Origin of the sequence: Mycolicibacterium neoaurum ATCC 25795, assembly GCF_000691525.1 — a bacterium.
GTDB lineage: Bacteria > Actinomycetota > Actinomycetes > Mycobacteriales > Mycobacteriaceae > Mycobacterium > Mycobacterium neoaurum.
This window is the reverse complement of sequence record NZ_JMDW01000013.1, coordinates 24,638-45,758: the sequence shown is the minus strand read 5'-3', so window position 1 is coordinate 45,758 and position 21,121 is coordinate 24,638. Positions and strand designations below refer to the sequence as shown.

The 21,121-nt window shown below is 66.9% G+C and carries 13 protein-coding genes; 11 read left to right on the top strand and 2 right to left on the bottom strand.

Annotation, left to right across the window (positions count from 1 at the left end; translation table 11 throughout):
* Positions 1-33: 33 nt before the first annotated feature.
* The 4 genes from IC40_RS0119570 to IC40_RS0119555 all read left to right on the top strand — a co-directional run bounded on the left by IC40_RS0119570 (position 34) and on the right by IC40_RS0119555 (position 9,044).
* Positions 34-1,791: an NAD(P)/FAD-dependent oxidoreductase gene (locus IC40_RS0119570; RefSeq protein ID WP_036470430.1), complete on the top strand. Its 1,758-nt coding sequence runs from the start codon at positions 34-36 to the stop codon at positions 1,789-1,791.
* A 100-nt stretch (positions 1,792-1,891) separates the two neighbouring features.
* Positions 1,892-7,381, top strand: a complete 5,490-nt coding sequence (locus tag IC40_RS0119565) for a type I polyketide synthase (protein ID WP_030136379.1) — start codon at positions 1,892-1,894, stop codon at positions 7,379-7,381.
* Entirely contained in the window at positions 7,381-8,229 is an 849-nt protein-coding gene (locus IC40_RS0119560) for an ABC transporter ATP-binding protein (protein ID WP_030136378.1), read from the top strand. Before IC40_RS0119565 ends, IC40_RS0119560 begins: the two co-directional genes overlap by 1 nt.
* A complete protein-coding gene (locus tag IC40_RS0119555; RefSeq protein ID WP_030136377.1) occupies positions 8,226-9,044 on the top strand; it encodes an ABC transporter permease in 819 nt (272 codons plus the stop codon). Before IC40_RS0119560 ends, IC40_RS0119555 begins: the two co-directional genes overlap by 4 nt.
* 7 nt (positions 9,045-9,051) lie before the next feature.
* Here the strand turns inward: IC40_RS0119555 and IC40_RS0119550 are convergent, their stop codons facing one another.
* Entirely contained in the window at positions 9,052-9,933 is an 882-nt protein-coding gene (locus tag IC40_RS0119550) for a LysR family transcriptional regulator (protein WP_030136376.1), read from the bottom strand.
* Between the two features lie 65 nt (positions 9,934-9,998).
* On the opposite strand from IC40_RS0119550, the gene IC40_RS0119545 reads away from it, so the two are divergent.
* The 7 genes from IC40_RS0119545 to IC40_RS0119515 all read left to right on the top strand — a co-directional run bounded on the left by IC40_RS0119545 (position 9,999) and on the right by IC40_RS0119515 (position 20,673).
* Positions 9,999-11,363 (top strand): malate:quinone oxidoreductase, encoded by a 1,365-nt coding sequence (locus tag IC40_RS0119545; RefSeq protein WP_030136375.1) that lies wholly within the window; start codon positions 9,999-10,001, stop codon positions 11,361-11,363.
* Positions 11,364-11,367: 4 nt separating this feature from the next.
* Complete coding sequence (locus tag IC40_RS0119540; protein ID WP_030136374.1) at positions 11,368-11,808, top strand: NINE protein; 441 nt, start codon at positions 11,368-11,370, stop codon at positions 11,806-11,808.
* Positions 11,798-12,199, top strand: a complete 402-nt coding sequence (locus tag IC40_RS0119535) for a DUF2752 domain-containing protein (protein WP_030136373.1) — start codon at positions 11,798-11,800, stop codon at positions 12,197-12,199. Before IC40_RS0119540 ends, IC40_RS0119535 begins: the two co-directional genes overlap by 11 nt.
* A gap of 81 nt (positions 12,200-12,280) precedes the next feature.
* Positions 12,281-16,819: a glutamate synthase large subunit gene (gene gltB / locus IC40_RS0119530; RefSeq protein ID WP_030136372.1), complete on the top strand. Its 4,539-nt coding sequence runs from the start codon at positions 12,281-12,283 to the stop codon at positions 16,817-16,819.
* The gene (locus IC40_RS0119525) at positions 16,812-18,314 is read left to right on the top strand and encodes a glutamate synthase subunit beta (RefSeq protein ID WP_030136371.1); all 1,503 of its coding nucleotides are present in this window, start codon (positions 16,812-16,814) and stop codon (positions 18,312-18,314) included. The genes gltB and IC40_RS0119525 overlap by 8 nt, the downstream gene beginning before the upstream one ends.
* A gap of 64 nt (positions 18,315-18,378) precedes the next feature.
* Positions 18,379-19,797, top strand: a complete 1,419-nt coding sequence (gene pyk / locus IC40_RS0119520) for a pyruvate kinase (RefSeq protein WP_030136370.1) — start codon at positions 18,379-18,381, stop codon at positions 19,795-19,797.
* Between the two features lie 9 nt (positions 19,798-19,806).
* Positions 19,807-20,673, top strand: a complete 867-nt coding sequence (locus IC40_RS0119515) for an acyl-CoA thioesterase II (RefSeq protein WP_030136369.1) — start codon at positions 19,807-19,809, stop codon at positions 20,671-20,673.
* Here the strand turns inward: IC40_RS0119515 and IC40_RS0119510 are convergent.
* Complete coding sequence (locus IC40_RS0119510) at positions 20,670-21,116, bottom strand: DUF4190 domain-containing protein (protein ID WP_030136368.1); 447 nt, start codon at positions 21,114-21,116, stop codon at positions 20,670-20,672. The two genes, IC40_RS0119515 and IC40_RS0119510, sit on opposite strands and share 4 nt — an antisense overlap.
* Between the last annotated feature and the right edge of the window lie 5 nt (positions 21,117-21,121).

Sequence of the window (21,121 nt, the reverse complement as noted above, 5' to 3'; positions counted from 1 at the left end):
CGAGTCCCGAGCGCGATGGGTATGTTGAATTTCATGCGCCCTGAACTCGCCCACCTCGACGCGCGGACGCGAGCGGCTCTTGCGCGGAAGATCAGAGACCAGTTACCGGCGGCGGACGGCCCGTCGGCCGATCATGATGTCGTCATCATCGGTGGCGGTGTCGCCGCGATGGGTCTGGCCCTGCAGTTGCGGGACAGACGCCCCGACGTCCGGGTGCTGATCATCGAGCCGAAAAGCTATCCGCTGGCCGAGATCACCCATACCGTCGGCGAATCCACCGTGGAGATCTCGGCGCACTATCTGCGTGAGACGCTCGGCCTCGGCGATCACCTGAGCACCGCCCATCTGCGCAAGATGGGACTGCGGATGTTCTTCTCAGATGGTGCCAACACAGATATCGCGACCCGGATGGAACTCGGTGGTTCGTCTTTCGTGCCGCAGGTCACCTATCAGATCGACCGTGGGCGCTTGGAGAACGAACTGCACCGCCGCTGTCTGGCGGCGGGCGTCGAAATACGCTGCGGTCGTGCACGTTCGGTCGAGCTCGGGACCGACCCGAGCGTCGTCACGTATCAGACCGACACCGCCGAGGTCGAGGTGTCCGCCCGCTGGGTCATCGACGCATCCGGGCGCAACCGCACGTTGCCGCGACAGCTGGACCTCAAGCTCACCAACGAGCACCACTGCAACGCCGCGTGGTTGCGGGTCGCCACCGAGATCGACATCAACGCCTGGAGTGACGATCCGGGCTACCACTCCCGGCTGGTCGAGGGCGACCGGGCCATGTCCACCAACCACCTCATGGGTGAGGGCTACTGGGTGTGGCTGATCCGGCTGGGATCGGGAGCCACCAGCGTCGGAATCGTCGCCGACCCTGCGCTGCACCCGTTCGACGGGTTCAACACCCTGGACAAGGCCAAGGCGTGGCTCAGCGAGCACGAACCGCAATGTGCAGCGGTGCTGGCCGAGCACGACGACCAGATCATGGACTTCCGGGTGATGAAGAAGTACAGCCACGGGGTCAGCAAGGTCTATGACGGCGCGCAGCGCTGGGCACTGACCGGAGATGCCGCCATCTTCCTCGACCCGCTCTACTCCTCGGGCCTCGACCTCGTCGCCATCGGCAACGGACTGATCACCGACCTGATCCACCGTGAGATGTCCGGTGAGGACGTCACGGCCCGTGCGGCGGTCAGTGACACGCTGTTCCGGTCGCTCACCGAAATGTGGCTGGCGATCTACCAGGACCAGTACGCCGTGATGGGCACCCCGGCCGTGATGTCGGCAAAGGTGGTCTGGGATATCGGGTTCTACTGGGGATTCATCGGCCTGCTCTACATGAACGATCGGTATGTTCGCCTGACCGACAATCCGGAATTCGTCCCGCAGCTCGATGGGTTGATCGCCTTGAGCAACAGGATGCAGAAGTTCTTCCGGGAGTGGTCCGCGGTGGAGGATTCCGGGGTGACGGTGCCGTTCCTGGACCTGTATGCCCCGCTGAACTTCATGGTGACGCTGCACCACGCGATGATGGAAGCCCGGCCGGATTTCGACACACAGTTCGCCGCCAACGCCCGCCTGCTACGCCAGATCGCCGGGCAACTCGTCGAGACCGTCCTCGCGGCCAAGTCGACAATCTTCGACGACGACCGGGTGATGCGCCAGGTCCAGGAGTGGCAGCGCGACGGGCTGTTACGCGAGTTGCGCAACACCTATCGCCGCGAGCAGGGCACCGATCCGATCATCGGTGAGTGGATCGTCACCCGTTCACCGGCCCTGCAGGCAGGCTGATCGCCATGGACACCGGTACCTGAAAGGAAACGGGGTACCCATCCAACCCCGTCGCGGCTACGAATGCAGTCCAGCCGTGTAGCGCCGCGAGAAAGTGCCGATGTCCGTGACCGAACTGCCCGCCCACCGTGAACCCCTGGCGATTGTGGGGATCGGCTGCCGTTTCCCCGGCGACGCCGACACCGCGAACAGCTTCTGGCGCTTGCTGCGCGACGAGGTCGACGCCACGGGTGATGTTCCGGCAACGCGGTGGAACGCCCAGCGATACCACGATCCCAATCCGGCGAAGATGGGCAAGGTGGTGACTCGCAGGGGCGGGTTCCTTTCCGAAATCGACCAGTTCGATCCCCAGTTCTTCGGCATCTCGCCACGCGAGGCGCATTCGCTCGACCCGCAGCAGCGGCTTCTACTTGAGGTGACTTGGGAGGCTTTCGAAGACGGCGGAATCCCCGTCGACCAGGTCGCCGGCACCGATGTGGGCGTCTTCATCGGCGGGTTCACCCTCGACTATCAGCTGATCCAGAATCAGGGACGGACCAGCCGATATCGGTTCAAGCCGCATTCGGCCACCGGGATGATGATGACGATGCTGGCCAATCGCCTGTCGCATGCCTTCGATTTCCGGGGTCCCAGCATGACGGTCGACACGGCGTGTTCGAGCTCGCTGGTCGCCACACACCTGGCGGCCCAGAGCATCTGGAACGGTGAGTGCGAGCTGGCCGTCGCCGGCGGGGTCAACATCATGGTGGGACCGAACACGGCGATCGCCGAATCCCGCAGCGGTTTTCTCAGTCCGCAGGGCCGCAGCCGCGCCTTCGACGACGCCGCCGACGGGTATGCCCGCGGTGAGGGCGGCGCAGTGGTGATCATCAAGCCGTTACAGCAGGCACTACGCGACGGTGACGACATCTACGCCCAGATCCTCGGCACGGCGGTGTCCCAGGATGGGCATACCGATGGCATCACGGTGCCCCGTGAGGATGCTCAGCGGCTGGCGATCAAGGCCGCCCTGGAGCGCGCCGAGCTCGACCCGGACCAGATCGGCTATGTCGAGGCGCACGGAACCGGTACCCCCGTCGGCGATCCGATCGAGATGCGGGCGTTGGCACAGGCGCTCACGACGGACCGTCCGGCGAGCAGGCCGCTGCTCATCGGTTCGGTCAAGACGAATATCGGCCACCTGGAAGCCGGTGCCGGTGTGGCCGGGTTGATCAAGGCCGCCATGGTGGTCAAACACGGTTTCATCCCGGCCAATCTGCACCTGCAGAAGCCGACATCGCACGTGTCGCTCGCCGAGCTCAAACTCGACATCCCGCCGACGGGCCGGCCCTTTCCGCCGGCGGCACGCCGCATCGCGGGGGTGAACTCCTTCGGTTTCGGCGGCACCAATGCTCACGTCGTGCTCGCCGAGCCACCGGCGCCGATGACAACGCCCGCGGCGGTGAATCCGCTTCCGTTGGCCGCGATCCCGATCTCGGCGCGCAGCGCCGAGGCCCTCGTCGCCACGGCGGGCCGGTTGGCCGACCACCTCGAGGAACACCCCGATATCGCGCTGCCCGATCTCGGATACACGTTGGCCCGGCGCCGCACCCATCTGAGTCATCGGCACACCGTCATCGGCGAGGATCTCGGCGAGGTCCGTGAGCAGTTGCGCGCGCTGGCCGACGGTGGTGCCATCGAGGCCGATCGAATCGGTTCGAGCACAGCGAAACTGGCGTTCGTCTGCACTGGAATGGGGCCGCAGTGGTGGCGGATGTGTCGGGGACTTCTCGACGTGGCGCCGGCGTTCACCGAGAGCATCCGCCGAACCGATCGTGAGCTGTCCCGGTACGCCGACTGGTCGCTGATAGAGGAACTGTGTCGGAACGAATCCGACTCCCGGATGGCGAATACCGAGATCGCCCAGCCCGCCAACTTCGCGATCCAGGTCGCCCTTGCCGCACAACTCGCCGAGTTCGGGATCGTTCCCGACGCCGTGATCGGGCACAGCGCAGGGGAAGTCGCCGCCCACCATCTGGCCGGACTGCTCAGTTTCGAGCAGGCGGTCCGGGTGATCTATCACCGCAGCCGATTGCAGCAGCGCACCAGCGGGCAGGGGCGGATGCTCGCCGTGGCGCTGGACGCCGAAACCCTGATGAAGACCATCGACCAGAAGATCGCCGACGAGTTCGGTCGTCGGGTGTCGATCGCGGCGATCAACAGCCCGTCGGCGGTGACCGTCGCCGGTGACGGTGACGTCCTGGAAGACATCGCCAGGCAACTCGACGAGGCGCAGATCTTCAACAGGTATCTGGCCGTGCAGGTTCCGTACCACACCCACTACATGGATGCGGTCCGTGCTGATCTGCTCGACTCGCTGGCGGGACTGTCGGCCGACCCGGCGCGCCTGCCGCTGTACTCCACGGTCACCGGCGAGCTGCTCGACGGCTACGACGCGGGTGCCGCCTACTGGTGGCAGAACACCAGGGCGACGGTGCTGTTCGAGCCCGCGCTGCGCCGCATGCTCGACGACGGATACACCCACTTCGTCGAACTCGGGCCACATCCGGTGCTGGCCGCCTCCATCCTGGAAACGGCGGGTGCGCAACGTGTTTCGGTGATGTCCGCGCAACGCCGCGAGCATGACGACCTCCGCACCCTGCTGACCTGCCTCGGTGCGCTGCACAACGCCGGACACGAGGTGGCCTGGGACCGGGTCTACCCAGGCAACCGAGTCCAGGTGGCCGGCCTGCCGCATTACCCGTGGCAGACCAAGCGGTACTGGTACGACAACTACGAGGTCGACGAGGCGCTGTTCTACACGCCGGTGCATCCGCTGCTCGGCCAGCCGGTACGCGGTGTGCACCCGACCTGGGAGGTCGAGATCAGCACGGCCGCACACGGATTCCTCGAAGGGCACCGTATCCAGGGCAGTGTCGTGGTGCCCGGCGCGGTGTACGTCGAAATGGCGATGGCCGCGGCGAGGCAGACCTATGGATCCGAGCACAGCGTCGAGAATCTGGTGTTGCACCGCGCTGTGCTGCTCGATGACCGATGCGACCCCATCATCCGGACCACGCTCAATCAGGATGACGGTACCGTCGAATTCGCGTCGTTCACGGCCACCGGGGACGGCGATCTCAAATGGGCGATCACCGCGACGGCCGAACTCGGCACCTGTCCCACGGTCGCGCACGCACGCCCGGCCGGGACCGGTCCGTCCAGCTCGATGGATGGTGATCGGTTCTACCAGGGCACCCAGGCGATCGGTTTCGACTATGGCGGCGCGTTCCGCTCGGTGACCGCCGTTCGAGCCGGACACGACTGGGCCACCGCGCAATTGCGGGTACCGGCCGAGATCGCCGATGAACTGGGCGACTACCGATTCCACCCCGCGCTGATCGACGGGGCGTTCCAGACCCTGTTCGGCGCACCGTTCTCCGGTCAGGAGGAGAACGAGGACCCCTATCTGCCGACACGGATACGGCGCTGCGCCGTCTACGGGCCACCCACACCCAGCATGACCGTGCAGGTGCACGTCGTATCGGCGACACGGGATGCCGTCGAATGCGATATCACCGTCACCGACGAACACGATCAGGTGCTCGCGGTCTTCGACGGATTCACCGTACAATCCCTGAGCTCCTCATCGCGGATGTCGGTCGACCACATCGACAAGGGGCTCTACGAACTGCACTGGTCGCCGGCCGACGATACGGGCGAGCCCGCACTCATCGCGGCCGACGAAGCGTGCTGGTTGGTGCTGGCCGACGGCGCGGGTGTGGGGGAGCGCGTCGCCGACGCGCTGCGCTCGCACGGTCGGCGGGTGCTCATGCTGCGCCGCGAGCCCGAAGGAATCGACTGGGCGACAATCCTCGACGAGCAGGCCGCAGACCTCGGCGGCATCATCGACTGCTGGCCGATGGATATGACCGACGGCTCACCGGACAACCTCGACGCGGGTCCGTTCAACATCCTGCGGCTGGTGAAGGCGCTGGCCGACCGCCCGACGATCAAGCCCAAGATCTTTCTCGTCACCGCCAATGCCCAGGCGACGCCGGGTACCGCGGTGGCCAGCCTCGATCAGGCGAGCATCTGGGGGCTGGGCCGGGTCATCGGCCATCAGGAGTTCCCGGACATCTGGGGTGGGCTCATCGATATCGATTCCGCCGATGACGGCGCGATGATCGCCACCCGGATATGCGAGCACGTGCTCGGTGGCGCGGCGGAGGACCAGATCGCGATCCGGGGTACCACCACCCTGGTCCCGAGACTGCGGTTGTGCGGCGGGCTCACCAAGCCGTTCCCGATGAAATTGTCCGCCGATGCCACCTATGTCGTCACCGGAGGTGCGGGTGCGCTCGGTCGGGTCGTCGCCGGATTCCTGGCCGAGCGCGGTGCCAGGCACATCACGCTGATCGGACGAACAGCGCTGCCGCCCCGGGACGAGTGGTCGGAGCTGTCCGAGGATCATCCGCAGATCAAGGCCGTCAACGCATTCCGGCTGATCGAGCGCCTGGGCGCCCAGATCGAGACCGTCAGTGCCGATATCACCGATGCCGACGAGATGAGCCGATGGTTGGCCGGGCATCTGCGCGGCGGCGGTCGGCCGGTGCGCGGCATCGTGCATGCCGCGGGGTCGGTGAATGACCAACTCGTCGTCAACATGGGTGAGGATGACTACGCTCGGGTGCTCGCTCCTAAAATGGCCGGCACCAGGGTGTTGCACGACGTTTTTGCCGGGCACGAGTTGGATTTCTTCGTGCTTTTCGGCTCGGCCGGATCGACCATCGCGGCGCCAGGGCAGGCGAACTATGCGGCCGCAAATGCCTTCCTCGATGCCTTCGCTCACCATCGGCAAGCGCAGGGCTTGCCGGCGCTGACCATCGGGTGGGGGCCCTGGTCGGTGGGGATGGTCGAAGAACTCAAGCTGGAGAAGATCTATGCCCAGCGGGGGATCGAGCTGATCACTCCGGCGGTGGGAGCCCGGATCCTGGGACGGCTGATCAGCCAGCGCATCCCCAATGTGGTTGCCATCAGCGCCGATTGGGATCGTGCCAGGCAGGCCGGCATGGGTGGGCGGTTGCCCGCGATGTTCGCCGAGCTGGAATCGGCAGGCTCGGCCGTGTCCGCCGAGGGGGCGGACTCGTCGATCCTCGATGTCCTCGCCGAGACTCCGGAGGCGCAACGGCGCAGCCTGATCGCCGAACAGGTGCAGCGCGTGGTGGCTGACGTATTCGACTGTGGGATAGCCGATATCCGTCCCGATGACATGCTCGACGATATCGGGCTCGACTCGATGATGGCGATGGACTTCCGGGTGCGCATCAATGCCGTGTTCTCCATCGACGTCCCCGTCCTGGAGATCCTGCGCGGGGTGAGCGTCAACTCGCTGTCCGACCGGATCCTCGACGAGTTGCATGCCATCCATGGTGCGGTGCCCGTAGCCGAAACCGATGTGGCCGAAACCGATGTCACCGAGACCGATGTCACCGAAGGCGCCGATGTGGACGATCTGCTGGCAGATCTCTCCGACGAGGAGTTGCGCACACTGCTGGCCGAGCTCGAAGCGGACGGGGAGATGTCCGACGGTGAGGCGACCGCTCCGTGATGGTGGATTTTCCCAACACGGCTGTGCATGTGCGCGGGCTGTCCAAGAGCTACGGCGATCGTTGTGCGGTACGGGATCTGCAGCTCGACGTGGAGTATGGCGAGGTGTTCGCGATCCTCGGCCCGAACGGTGCGGGCAAATCGACGACGATCGAGATCCTGGAGGGTAACCGGCGCCGTGATGCCGGGCAGGTGCTCGTCCTCGGTCAGGATCCCGGCACCGCCGGTCGGCACTGGCGGGCGCGGATCGGCATCGTGCTCCAGGAGGTCAGCGATGCCGGGATGCTGACGGTCGGTGAGACCGTCCGGATGTTCGCCAGCTGCTACGGCGCGGCGCGTCGGCCCCGGGATGTGCTCGGCCTCGTGGGCCTCGACGGTGCCGCCGATGCCAAGGTCAGGACGCTGTCGGGCGGTCAGCGGCGTCGACTCGACGTGGCATTGGGGATTGTCGGCGAGCCGGAACTGCTGTTCCTCGACGAGCCGACCACCGGATTCGATCCCGAAGCGCGCCAACAGTTCTGGGAGCTGATCAGACTGCTGGCCGCCGACGGGACGACGATCCTGATGACGACGCACTACCTGGAGGAGGCGGCGGCGCTCGCCGACAGGGTTGCGGTGGTGGCGGCGGGGACCGTTGTGGCGGTGGATTCGCCGACCCGCTTGACCGAACATGTCGACACCGCGGCAACGGTCCGCTGGTTCGACGGTGACATCGAGCGCATCGAGCGGACCGCGACGCCGACGGAGCTGATCGGCAGACTCGGCGCCGACGGGCGTGAGCTGACGGGTCTGACGGTGTCGCGGCCAACCCTTGAAGAGGCCTACCTCCAGTTGATCGGTCATTCATGAGTGTCGGCGCGCATGCCCGCCCGGTGCCCTCGGTGGTGCGCATCGGGTTCTCCCGGGTGCTGCCCGAGCTGAAGATGTTCTACCGCAGGCCCGAACAGATGATCCTGACGTTCTCGATGCCCGCCGTGATCTGTCTGCTGCTCGGTTCGATCTTCTCGGAGAAGCTGCCGGTCGGTGGCGTCAGCACGGGCTCGGTGATCGCGGCCAGCATGCTCGCCTACGGGATCCTGTCCACATCGTTCGTCAACCTGGGCATCAGCATCGCCGCCGACCGCGATACCGGTGCGTTGCGGCGGCTGCGGGGCACACCGACCACCGCCACGTCGTATTTCATCGGCAAGATCATGCTCGTCCTCGTCGTCAGCCTGGCCGAGGCGATCCTGCTCCTCCTGGTGGGGGTGCTGGCCTTCGGGCTCAGGCTGCCCACCGACCCGTTCGGCTGGTTCACCCTGACCTGGGTGTTCCTGCTCGGGGTCATCAGTTGTTCGTTGCTCGGGGTGCTCATCAGCAATATCGCCAGCAATGCGGTGTCGGCTGCAGCGCTGACCAACGGGCCCGCGGTCGGCCTGCAGTTCGTGTCTGGCACCTACGTCCCGATCATGGCGCTGCCCACCTGGATGCTGGTCATCGGTTCGTTGTTTCCGGTGAAGTGGATGGCGCAGGGGTTCCGATCGGTGCTCTTGCCCCCGGAGCTCGCGGCGGTCGAGCCCGCCGGCAGCTGGGAGCACTGGCGCATCTTCTTCGTGCTGACCGCGTGGTGCATCGGCGGTCTGATCGGTTGTCTGGCGGTGTTCCGGTGGTCGGATCGCGGCTGACGGATTCTCAGAAGTGCTCGCGTAGGAAGCCGAGGAACCGCCGGCCGGCCGGGGTCGCAGCGGTCGGCGACCACGCCAGCGCGATCTCGCGTTGATAGGTGGCGGGGCTCAGGGCGATCTCGGTGGTGCCCGGCGCAATCCGGCCGTCATGGGGTAGCAGGGCGATACCGAGCCCGCGACCGATGAGCTCGCGCATGGTGGCGAACTCGGTGATCTCCAACGCCATTCTGGGTGTGAATCCGGCCGCCTGGCACCAGTTCTCGGTCAGCTGGCGCAGGTTGTAGCTGGTGGGGTTGGCGATGAAGGTCTCATCGCGCAGTTCGGACAGCCGGATCCGACGCCGATTGGCAAGCCGGTGGTCGGCCGGCAGCACCGCCTGAATCGGCTGTATGCCGATCACCGTGTGCTGCAGACGTTGCGGCGCCGGGATGAGGACGGCGACATCGAGTTCGCCGGCACGGACGTCGGCCGCCAATGCCGAACCGTGCGCCTGTTTGATCTGCAGCCGGATGCCGGGTGCCCGACGATGGAAATCCGCGATCAGCGTGGGCAATCGGCCCGAACCCATGGTCAGCGGGAACCCGAACCGGACGGTGCCGTGTTCGGCGTCCGCGTCGCCGATGACGGACTCGATACCAGACTTCATGGCACGCAGCGGATCGCGGATTCGACCCGCCAGCCGTATCGCGGCCGGGGTCAGACGCACCGTCCGGCCGTCCTGGATCACCAGCGGCACACCGAGCGACTTCTGCAACGCGTGAATCCGCCTGCTCATCGACGACTGCGGGATACCCAGTCGCTCGGCCGCACGGGTGATGTGTCCGTCGCAGGCCACCAACTCATCGAGGGCCCGCAGGTGCGGTGCCAGCAGGCCCGACAATTGATCCATATTCGGATGATATTCACCAGAACATTCATTGGACGGATCAATGCCGTCAGGCCGATCCTTCACTCATGACGACCGATACCCGCACCGCTCCGGTCGATGTCGCACTCATCGGTGGCGGCATCATGTCTGCCACGCTGGGCGCGATGCTTGCACTACTACAACCGGATTGGCGGGTCACCATCGTCGAGCGTGCCGACGACATCGCCACCGAGAGCAGTCACCCGTGGAACAACGCCGGCACCGGGCACTCGGGATACTGCGAGCTCAACTACATGCCCGATCCCGCCGACGCCGGCACCCCGGGCGCTGTCGCCGAGCAATTCGCACTCTCGCGGCGCTGGTGGGCCCACCTCGTCGACTCCGGTCTGCTCGATCCCGCCTTCGTCACCACCGCCCCGCACATGGATGTGGTCTTCGGTGACCGCGATATCGCCTATCTGCGGCGCCGCTTCGACACGATGCGCACCGTTGCGGCGTTCGCCGAGATGCGGTACTCGCAGGATCCCGCGGTCATCGCCGAGTGGGCACCGCTGGTCATGGCCGGGTGCGAACCCGCGCAGCGGGTCGCCGCGACCTGGCATCCGGCGGGTACCGATATCGATTTCGGGGCGCTCACCCGCGACCTTGCGCGGCTGATCACCGGTGACACCCTGCTCGGCCACGAGGTCCGCACCCTGACGCGGACGCCCGACGGCGGCTGGCGGGTCGCCGGGCGGTGCGGCCGAGAGCGATTCGAACTGGACGCCGACCGCGTGTTCGTCGGCGCCGGAGGGCACACGCTGACGCTGTTGCAACGCGCAGGCCTGCCCGAGATCCACGGCTACGGGGTGCTACCGGTCGGCGCGGCCTTTCTGCGCTGTTCCGATCCGGAGATCACGAGACATCACGCGGCCAAGGTCTACGGTCAGGCGCCCATCGGTGCACCGCCGATGTCGGTGCCGCACCTCGATCGTCGGGTCGTCGAGGGCGACGCCCACCTGATGTTCGGTCCGTACGCCACCGTCAGCACCCGACTGCTCGTCCGCGGTCGCCTCACCGACTTCTTCGGTACCGTCCGCCCGCACAACGTGCGCGCGCTGATCCGTGCGGCCACCGGTAACAAGACCCTCATCCGCTATCTGATCGGTCAGCTGCTGACCCCGGACAGACGCCGATTCGACCAGCTTCGTCGCTATTACCCGAACGCCGATCCACGCGATTGGGAATGGATCAGTGCCGGCCAGCGCGCGCAACTGGTCGCACCGGATGGCCAGTTGCGCACGGGGACCGAACTGATCGTCGCAGCCGACGACACGATCGCAGGCCTGCTCGGCGCCTCGCCAGGGGCGTCGACATCGGTGCCCATCATGATCGACCTGCTACGACGGTGGTTTCCCCGAGAATGGGACTCGTGGCGTCACCGCGCGGGGTTCGGGCTTCTGGCATCCTGAGGGAATGACGGATCCGCAGTCCTATCCGCAGTCGCCCGATCCCGGGAACTTCGGCCCACCGCCGGGCTACCAGCCGCCTCAGTACCAGCCGCCTCAATACCAAGCCAACCAGTTCCCCCCGCCGTATCCCGGCGGATACCCGGGGCCGGGTGGCATGCCGGGCTACGACCCGTCAGCCCCGTTCGGCAGGCACCCGGTCACCGGTGAGCCGTTCTCGGACAAGTCCAAGACCATTGCCGGTCTCCTGCAGTTGCTCGGGCTCTTCGGCCTGGTCGGGATCGGCCGCATCTACCTCGGACAAACGGGCTTCGGCATCGCCCAGCTGATCGTCGGATTGGCGACCTGTGGCATCGGTGCGGTCATCTGGGGTCTCATCGACGCCATCTTGATCCTCACCGACAAGGTGCGCGATCCGCACGGCCGACCCCTGCGTGATGGCACCTAGCACGGTCGCCCTCGGGCGGGCCGGTGTCCTCGGTGCCGGACTCGGGCTGGCCGGTGCGCTGACCTATATCGGCCTCGGCGACCCGCACCGGCCCGGCTTCTTCCCCGCCTGCCCGTTCAAGACCCTGACCGGTTTCGAATGCCCGGCATGCGGTGGTCTGCGGATGACCCACGATGTCCTGCACGGTGATTTTGCCGCTGCCGTGGTCGACAACGTCTTCATGCTCGTCGGGATCCCGATGCTGCTGCTGTGGTTGGCCATGCGTTGGCGGCAGGGGCGCAGACTGATGCCACCCGCCGCCACGGTCACCGTGGTGCTGGCCCTGGTGGCCTGGACGGTGGTGCGGAACTGGCCGGGCTTTCCGCTGGTACCGACGGTTTCCACCGGGTAGTGAACCCGCCGCGCTGATACACTGCTGATGCGGGCCGATGCAGTCCCTTCGATACGCCACGAAGACTGCGGAGGCACCCGGTTGCTGTTCTCAGCGCTCCCACCAGCTCAGGGTCTCTATGACCCGGACAACGAATCCGATTCCTGCGGCGTCGCCATGCTCGTCGACGTCGAGGGTCGCCGCTCCCACGGGATCGTCGCCGACGGGCTCACCGCCCTGGCGCACCTCGAGCACCGGGGGGCCGCCGGTGCCGAACCCAACAGCGGGGACGGCGCCGGGATCCTGATCCAGCTCCCGGTCGAATTGCTCAGGGCGGTCGTGGATTTCGAGCTGCCCACCGAATCGGCCGATGGGGCCAACAGCTTTGCCGCGGGCATCTGCTTCCTGCCGCAGGACCCGACACAGCGTGCAGCGGCCCAAGGCCGGATCGAGCAGATCGCCGACGAGGAGGGTCTGCAGGTTCTCGGTTGGCGCACCGTCCCGATCGATCCCGACGGTGCCCAGATCGGCGCCACCGCACTGGACTGTATGCCGCACATGGCACAGCTGTTCGTGGCGGCGCCCGCACGTTGCGGTGGTATCGACCTCGACCGAATGGTGTATCCGCTGCGCAAACGGTCCGAATCCGAGGATCTGGGCGTGTATTTCGCGTCCCTGTCCAGTCGGACCATGGCCTACAAGGGCATGCTCACCACCATGCAGCTTCCGCTGTTCTTCCCGGATCTGCGTGACGGACGCTGTGCCAGCGCCATCGCCATTGTGCACAGCCGGTTCTCCACCAACACCTTCCCGTCCTGGCCGCTGGCACACCCTTTCCGGTTCGTGGCCCACAACGGTGAGATCAACACGGTGCGGGGCAATCGCAACCGCATGCACGCCCGCGAAGCGAAACTCGGCGGCACCCTGATTCCCGGTGACCTGGCTCGACTTTCGCCGATCTGCACACCCGAGGCGTCCGACTCGGCATCCTTCGACCAAGTCCTCGAACTGCTGCATCTCGGTGGGCGCAGCCTGCCCCACGCGGTGCTCATGATGATCCCGGAGGCGTGGGAGAACAACACCGGGATGGATCCGGCGCGGCGCGCCTTCTGGCAATATCACGCCTCGCTGATGGAGCCATGGGACGGACCGGCATGCGTCACGTTCACCGACGGCACCGTGGTGGGTGCCGTGCTCGACCGCAACGGGCTGCGTCCCGGTCGCTGGTGGCGCACGATCGACAACCGGATCATCCTGGCCAGCGAGAGCGGTGTACTCGACATCCCCAGCGCGCAGGTGGTGGCCAAAGGCCGCCTGGAGCCGGGAAAGATGTTCCTCGTCGACACGGCACGGGGCGCCATCGTCGCCGATGACGAGATCAAGGACGAACTCGCCGGAGCCGAGGCCTATGACGAATGGCTGCATGCCGGCCTGCTCGATATCGCCACCCTGCCGAGCCGGGTGCGCGTGCAGCCCAACCACGATTCGGTGGTCCGGCGCCAGGTGGCGTTCGGCTACACCGAGGAGGAGCTGCGGCTGCTGCTCACACCGATGGCCGCCACCGGTGCGGAACCGTTGGGCTCCATGGGCACCGACACCCCGCTGGCCGTGCTCTCCCAGCGTTCGAAACTGCTCTACGACTATTTCGTCGAACTTTTCGCGCAGGTCACCAACCCGCCGCTGGACGCCATCCGGGAGTCGGTGGTGACCTCGATGCGCCGCGTGATGGGCCCGGAACAGAATCTGCTCGAACCGACGGCCGCATCGTGCCGGCAGATCGCGCTGAGCTGGCCGGTGCTGGACAACGACGATCTCAACAGGATCGTGCACATCAACGCCGACGGCGAACATCCCGGACTGCGTACCGCGGTCCTGCGCGCTCTCTACGATGTCGAGCGCGGCGGGGAGGCGATGGCCGAGGCGCTCGACGAACTGCGTGCGCGGGCCAGTGATGCCATCGCCAGAGGCGCACGCACACTCGTGTTGTCCGACCGCGATTCCGACCACACCCGGGCCCCCATCCCGTCGCTGCTGGCGGTTGCCGCGGTCCACCATCATCTGGTGCGCACCAAACAACGCACGTGTGTCGCGCTGGTGGTCGAGAGCGGTGATGCCAGGGAGGTCCACCACATCGCGCTGCTGATCGGTTTCGGGGCAGCCGCGGTCAACCCGTACCTGGCCTTCGAATCGATCGAAGATCTGATTCGCGAGGGCGAACTGACCGGTATCGATCCCGCCGCCGCCGTGCGCAACTATCTGACCGCGCTCGGCAAGGGTGTCATGAAGGTGATGAGCAAGATGGGCATCTCGACGGTGTCCTCCTACACCGGGGCGCAGGCCTTCGAGGCCATCGGGCTGGACCGCACCGTCATCGACGAATACTTCACCGGCACACCGATGCAACTGGGTGGGGTCGGACTCGACGTGCTGGCCGAGGAGGTCAGATTCCGGCATCGCCGGGCGTATCCGGAGAATCCCACCGAGCGGGCCCATCGCAGGTTGTCCGTCGGCGGTGAGTACCAGTTCCGACGCGACGGTGAACTGCATCTGTTCACCCCGGAAGTCGTCTTCCTGCTGCAGCATTCGACCCGCACCGGCAGGCGCGACGTCTTCACCAGGTATTCCGAGGAGGTGAACCGGCTGGCCCGCGAGGGTGGTGCCCTGCGCGGCCTGTTCGAGTTCCGCCGCGGGAATCCGGTGCCGCTGGACGAGGTCGAACCGGTCGCCGATATCGTCGCCCGATTCAACACCGGTGCGATGAGCTATGGCTCCATCTCCGCCGAGGCGCACGAGACGATGGCCGTCGCCATGAACACCCTCGGCGGGCGTTCCAACTCCGGTGAGGGTGGTGAGGACGTCGATCGGCTCTACGACCACAAGCGGCGCAGCGCCGTCAAACAGGTGGCCTCCGGCCGGTTCGGGGTCACCAGCGACTATCTGGTGAATGCCTCCGATATCCAGATCAAGATGGCCCAGGGGGCCAAACCCGGTGAGGGCGGCCAGCTTCCCGGCTACAAGGTGTACCCGAACATCGCCAAGACCCGGCACTCCACACCGGGCGTCGGACTGATCTCACCGCCGCCGCATCACGATATCTACTCGATCGAGGATCTGGCCCAGCTCATCCACGACCTGAAGAACGCCAACGACACCGCTCGTATCCATGTCAAGCTGGTCAGCTCGGTCGGTGTCGGCACCGTTGCCGCCGGGGTGTCCAAGGCGCATGCCGACGTGGTGCTGATCTCCGGCTACGACGGTGGTACCGGTGCGGCGCCACTGACCAGTCTCAAACATGCCGGTGCGCCGTGGGAGATCGGGTTGGCCGACACCCAGCAGACGCTGATGCTCAACGGTTTACGTGACCGGATCACGGTCCAGTGCGACGGCGGCATGCGGACCGCCCGCGATGTCATGGTGGCCGCGCTGCTCGGTGCCGAGGAATACGGTTTCGCGACCGCGCCGCTGGTGGTCGCCGGCTGCATCATGATGCGGGTGTGCCATCTGGACACCTGCCCGGTGGGGGTGGCCACCCAGAACCCGGAGTTGCGTGCCCGCTTCACCGGCAAACCGGAGTTCGTGCAGAACTTCTTCGAGTTCATCGCCGAGGACCTCCGGATGATGCTGGCCGAGCTGGGTTTCCGGAGTCTCGACGAGGCGATCGGACGGGTCGACATGCTCGATACCGCGACGGGCGTGGCGCATTGGAAGAGCGCCGGACTGGATCTCAGCCCGATCTTCGCCGCCCCGTCCGGCCCGCACGGGTCGATCGCCCGGCGCCGGCTGCGCGGCCAGGACCACGGGCTGGACAAGGCGCTGGACCAGACTCTTATCCAGTTGGCCGAGGGCGCGCTGGAGGATGCCCACCCCGTCCGGCTGGAACTGCCGGTCCGCAATGTCAACCGCACGGTGGGCACCATGCTCGGCGCCGAAGTCACCCGCCGATACGGCGCGACCGGTCTGCCCGACGACACCATCATGGTCACGCTGACCGGGTCGGCAGGCCAGTCGCTGGGTGCGTTCTTGCCGCCCGGAATCACCCTCGACCTGATCGGTGACGCCAACGATTATGTGGGCAAGGGCCTTTCGGGTGGACGGGTCATCGTGCGACCACCGGATGACGTGCTGTTCCTGCCCGAGGACAACGTCATCGCCGGCAACACGCTGCTGTTCGGCGCCACCTCGGGTGAGGTGTTCCTGCGCGGCCGGGTGGGGGAGCGGTTCTGTGCGCGCAACTCCGGGGCACTGGCCGTCGTCGAGGGCGTCGGTGACCATGCGTGCGAATACATGACCGGCGGCCGGGTGGTCGTGCTCGGCGGCACCGGCCGCAACATGGCCGCCGGAATGTCCGGGGGTATCGCCTTCGTCCTGGGACTGGACCCGGCGAAGGTCAACACCGAGATGGCGGCGTTGCAGAAGTTGGAGGCCGAAGATCTGAGCTGGCTGCACGACGTGGTGAGCAGGCACGCGCAGGCCACCGGTTCCACCGTGGCGGGTTCGCTGTTGGCCGACTGGCCCCGGCGCAGCACCGGATTCACCAAGATCATGCCGATCGACTACGAGCGGGTGCTGCGCGCCACCCGGCTGGCGCGCGCGGAGGGCCGTGATGTGGACACCGCGATCATGGAGGCGAGCCGTGGCTGATCCCACCGGGTTTCTGCGCGTCGGTAAGCACGATGCCGTCAAGCGCCCCGTCGACGAACGCGTGGGGGACTGGCGTGAGGTCTACGAGAGCCGGCCGCCCGCCGAGCGGGCGGCCGAGGTGTCCCAACAGGCCCGTCGCTGTATGGATTGCGGTATCCCGTTCTGCCACTCGGGAACCGCGGGCTGCCCGCTCGGCAACCTGATCCCGGAGTGGAACGATCTGGTCCGGCGTGGACGCTGGGATGCGGCGAGCGACCGGCTGCACGCGACCAACAACTTCCCCGAGTTCACCGGTCGACTGTGCCCCGCACCGTGCGAGGCGGCCTGCGTGTTGTCCATCGCCGAGCCCGCCACCGGCGGCAGCGTCACCATCAAGCGCATCGAACAGACCATCGCCGATCACGCCTGGCTCACCGGTGCCGTGGTGCCGCAGCCGGCGGCCATCTCCACCGGACGCAGTGTGGCAGTGGTCGGCTCGGGTCCGGCGGGGCTGGCGGCCGCCCAACAACTGACCAGGGCCGGGCACGAGGTGACCGTCTACGAACGTGATGACCGCATCGGCGGACTGATGCGCTACGGCATCCCCGAGTACAAGTTGGAGAAATCCGGCCTCGACCAGCGGTTGGCCCAGATGCGCGCGGAGGGAACCCGATTCGTGACCGACTGTGAGGTCGGTGTCGATCTGTCGGTCGAGGCGCTGCGGGCGCAGCACGACGCGATCGTGCTGGCGGTCGGCGCGCTGCAGGCCCGCGATACCGACGTGGCCGGCCGCGATCTCGCCGGGGTCCACCTGGCCATGGAACACCTGGTCGCGGCGAACAAGGAGTGCGAGGGGGACCGGGCGGCCGAACCGACCGCTGCCGGTAAGCGGGTGGTCATCATCGGCGGTGGGGACACCGGCGCGGACTGTCTGGGTACCGCGCATCGGCAGGGCGCGGTCTCGGTGACCCAGCTCGACTACAACCCCGAACCGCCGCGTACCCGCGACGAGGATCGCTCGCCGTGGCCGACCTGGCCGCTGGTGCTGCGGACCTCGCCCGCCCATGCCGAGGGTGGAGAACGCCGGTTCGAGGTCGCGGTGCAGCGCTTTCTCGGTGACGAGCAGGGGGCGCTGCGTGCGGTGGAGATCGCCGAGGTGCGGGTGCAACGTGACGACGACGGCCGCCGCCAGATCGTCCCGGTGGGTGAGCCCTTCGAGATCGCGTGTGAGCTGGCGTTGCTGGCCATCGGTTTCGAGGGTGTCGAGCAGATGCCGCTGTTGGCAGGTCTCGGACTCACCACCAACGGCCGCGGCGCGTTGCCGTGCGGATCGGACTGGCAGACCGAGGAGCCCGGGGTGTTCGTCTGCGGTGACGCCCACCGTGGCGCGTCGCTGATCGTGTGGGCCATCGCCGAGGGGCGTAGCGCCGCGCGGGCTGTCGACCTGTACCTGATGGGCGAGTCCGAGCTGCCGGCACCGGTGCGGCCCGCATCACTGCCGTTGGCCGCCGTCTGACACTCCGGTCTGACACCCGGTCTGAATGGTCATCTGAATCGATCAACGAGTAAGCTCCCCAGACGTGAATAGACGCGGAAAAATCGTCTGTACCCTCGGTCCCGCCACCGCCACCGACGAGTCCGTGCGTGACCTCGTCGAGGCAGGCATGGATGTGGCGCGGCTGAATTTCAGCCATGGTGACCACGCCGACCACGAAGAGTCCTATCGCCGGGTCCGGGCGGCCTCGGACTACACCGGACGCGCCGTCGGAATCCTGGCCGACCTGCAGGGGCCCAAGATCCGGCTGGGGCGGTTCGCGACCGGTGCCACACTGTGGCAGGCCGGCGAGACGGTGCGCATCACCGTCGACGACTTCATGGGCACCCACGACCGGGTGTCCACCACCTACAAGCAGCTGGCCGTGGATGCGGCGCCAGGTGACCGCCTGCTCGTCGACGACGGCAACGTCGGACTGGTCGTCGAGCACATCGACGGAAACGACGTGGTCTGTCAGGTCACCGAGGGTGGCCGGGTCAGCAACAACAAAGGCCTCTCGCTGCCCGGCATGAACGTCTCGGTGCCTGCGCTCTCGGAGAAGGACATCGCCGACCTGGAGTTCGCGCTGCGCCTCGGTGTCGACCTGGTGGCGCTGTCGTTCGTGCGCTCACCGGCCGATATCGAGCTGGTGCACGAGGTGATGGACCGGGTCGGCCGCCGGGTGCCCGTCATCGCCAAGCTGGAGAAGCCCGAGGCCATCGAGAACCTCGAGGCGATCGTGCTGGCCTTCGACGCCATCATGGTGGCCCGCGGTGACCTCGGCGTCGAACTGCCCCTGGAAGAGGTCCCGCTGGTGCAGAAGCGGGCCATCCAGATGGCCCGCGAGAACGCCAAGCCCGTCATCGTCGCCACCCAGATGCTGGAGTCGATGATCGAGAACTCCCGGCCGACCCGGGCCGAGGCCTCCGACGTCGCCAACGCGGTGCTCGACGGGGCCGACGCGGTGATGCTCTCCGGTGAGACGTCGGTCGGTAAATACGCGCTCGAGGCGGTGCGCACGATGGCGCGCATCGTGAAGGCCGTCGAGTCGAACTCCACCGAGGCGCCGCCGCTGACCCACGTCCCGCGCACCAAGCGCGGTGTCATCTCCTACGCCGCCCGCGATATCGGCGAGCGGCTGGAGGCCAAGGCACTGGTGGCGTTCACCCAGTCCGGTGACACCGTCCGCAGGCTGGCTCGGCTGCACACGCCGTTGCCGCTGCTCGCGTTCACCGCGCTGCCCGAGGTGCGCAGCCAGCTGGCGCTGACCTGGGGGACCGAGACGTTCATCGTCCCGCACATGCAGACCACCGACGGCATGATCCGGCAGGTCGACCAGGCGCTGCTGGACCTGGGTCGCTACAAGCGCGGCGACCTGGTGGTCATCGTCGCGGGTGCTCCTCCGGGCACAGTAGGCTCGACCAACCTGATCCACGTGCACCGGATCGGTGAGGACGACCACTAGGGGAGCGACTTGTCGGCGGAACATCTCGAGGAACTGCTGACGGTTCTGGCGCTCCGCCCGGATGGTGCGGATGCGTTCACCGGAACGCACCCGAGCCGCAACCCGATCCGGACGTTCGGCGGGCAGATGATGGCCCAGGCCTTCGTCGCCGCCTGCCGCACGGTGTCGCCGAAACTGCCGCCGAGCACGCTGTCGATGCATTTCATCGCAGGCGGTGATCCCGCGAAAGACCTGCATTTCCAGGTTGTTCGGCTACGCGACGAGCGCCGTTTCGCCAACCGGCGGGTCGACGTCACCCAGGACGGGGTGTTGCTCGGTACCGCGTTGGTCTCGCATCTGGCCGGCGGGCGCGGGCTCGAGCACAACGTGCCCGCTCCGCAGGTGCCACACCCCGACGGATTACCGACCATCGAGGAACTTCTCGTCGGTTACGAAGAAACCGTGCCGTTGTTCGTCGAGGCGCTCAAGCCGATCCAATGGCGCTACACCAATGACCCGGCCTGGGTGATGCGCGACAAGGGCGACCGGCTGGAGCACAACCGGGTCTGGATGACCGCCGATGCGCCGATGCCCGAGGACCCGGTGCTGCACGCTGCCGCGCTGGTCTACTCCTCGGACACCACGGTGCTGGACTCGATCATCACCACCCATGGTCTGTCCTGGGGTTTCGACCGGATCTTCGCCGTCACGATGAATCATTCGGTGTGGTTCCACCGGCCGATCTGCTTCGACGACTGGGTGCTCTATGCCACGTCCTCACCGGTGGCGGCAGACTCCCGCGGCCTGAGCAGTGGACACTTCTTCGACACCGACGGACGAGTGCTGGCAACCGTCGTGCAGGAGGGCATCGTCAAGCACTTCCCCGGTACGGGTTAGCCTCTGGCGGTTCCCAAGCCGGAGATGTGCTCGATGCGGTCCTGAAACTCGTTCTCGCATTTCTGCTGTGCGGCCGGGTCCAGCGACGTGCCCGATTGGCCGATCGCCTCCTCCATGCAGCTGAGGTACTCGCCGACCCCGGCGTCGCGGAGGAATCCCGACCACACCGGGACGGCTGCGATACCGACGACCACCGCGAGCGCGCCCAGCACCATGCCCGCGCTCGCGATGGGGCCGTTGTCGGCCTCGCCGCGCCGCGCGCGGCCGCGGCCGGTGATACCGAGGACCACCGCGATGATGCCGCCGATCGCCCCGCCGACGACACTCCACGAGAACACCAGTGCCGCCACCGCCACCACCAGCGCCCCGGTGCCCACCCCATTGCGGGGGCCGGCAGGCGGTGCCGGGTACGGCGGCGCCGCCGCGGCGGGCTGATAGCTCATGGACG

What these genes read in the sequence shown, in the direction of transcription:
- IC40_RS0119570 (WP_036470430.1), top strand. Translation starts at nt 34, where the DNA reads ATGCGCCCTGAACTCGCCCACCTCGACGCGCGGACGCGAGCGGCTCTT.
- IC40_RS0119565 (WP_030136379.1), top strand. Translation starts at nt 1,892, where the DNA reads ATGTCCGTGACCGAACTGCCCGCCCACCGTGAACCCCTGGCGATTGTG.
- IC40_RS0119560 (WP_030136378.1), top strand. Translation starts at nt 7,381, where the DNA reads ATGGTGGATTTTCCCAACACGGCTGTGCATGTGCGCGGGCTGTCCAAG.
- IC40_RS0119555 (WP_030136377.1), top strand. Translation starts at nt 8,226, where the DNA reads ATGAGTGTCGGCGCGCATGCCCGCCCGGTGCCCTCGGTGGTGCGCATC.
- IC40_RS0119550 (WP_030136376.1), bottom strand. Translation starts at nt 9,933, where the DNA reads ATGGATCAATTGTCGGGCCTGCTGGCACCGCACCTGCGGGCCCTCGAT.
- IC40_RS0119545 (WP_030136375.1), top strand. Translation starts at nt 9,999, where the DNA reads ATGACGACCGATACCCGCACCGCTCCGGTCGATGTCGCACTCATCGGT.
- IC40_RS0119540 (WP_030136374.1), top strand. Translation starts at nt 11,368, where the DNA reads ATGACGGATCCGCAGTCCTATCCGCAGTCGCCCGATCCCGGGAACTTC.
- IC40_RS0119535 (WP_030136373.1), top strand. Translation starts at nt 11,798, where the DNA reads ATGGCACCTAGCACGGTCGCCCTCGGGCGGGCCGGTGTCCTCGGTGCC.
- IC40_RS0119510 (WP_030136368.1), bottom strand. Translation starts at nt 21,116, where the DNA reads ATGAGCTATCAGCCCGCCGCGGCGGCGCCGCCGTACCCGGCACCGCCT.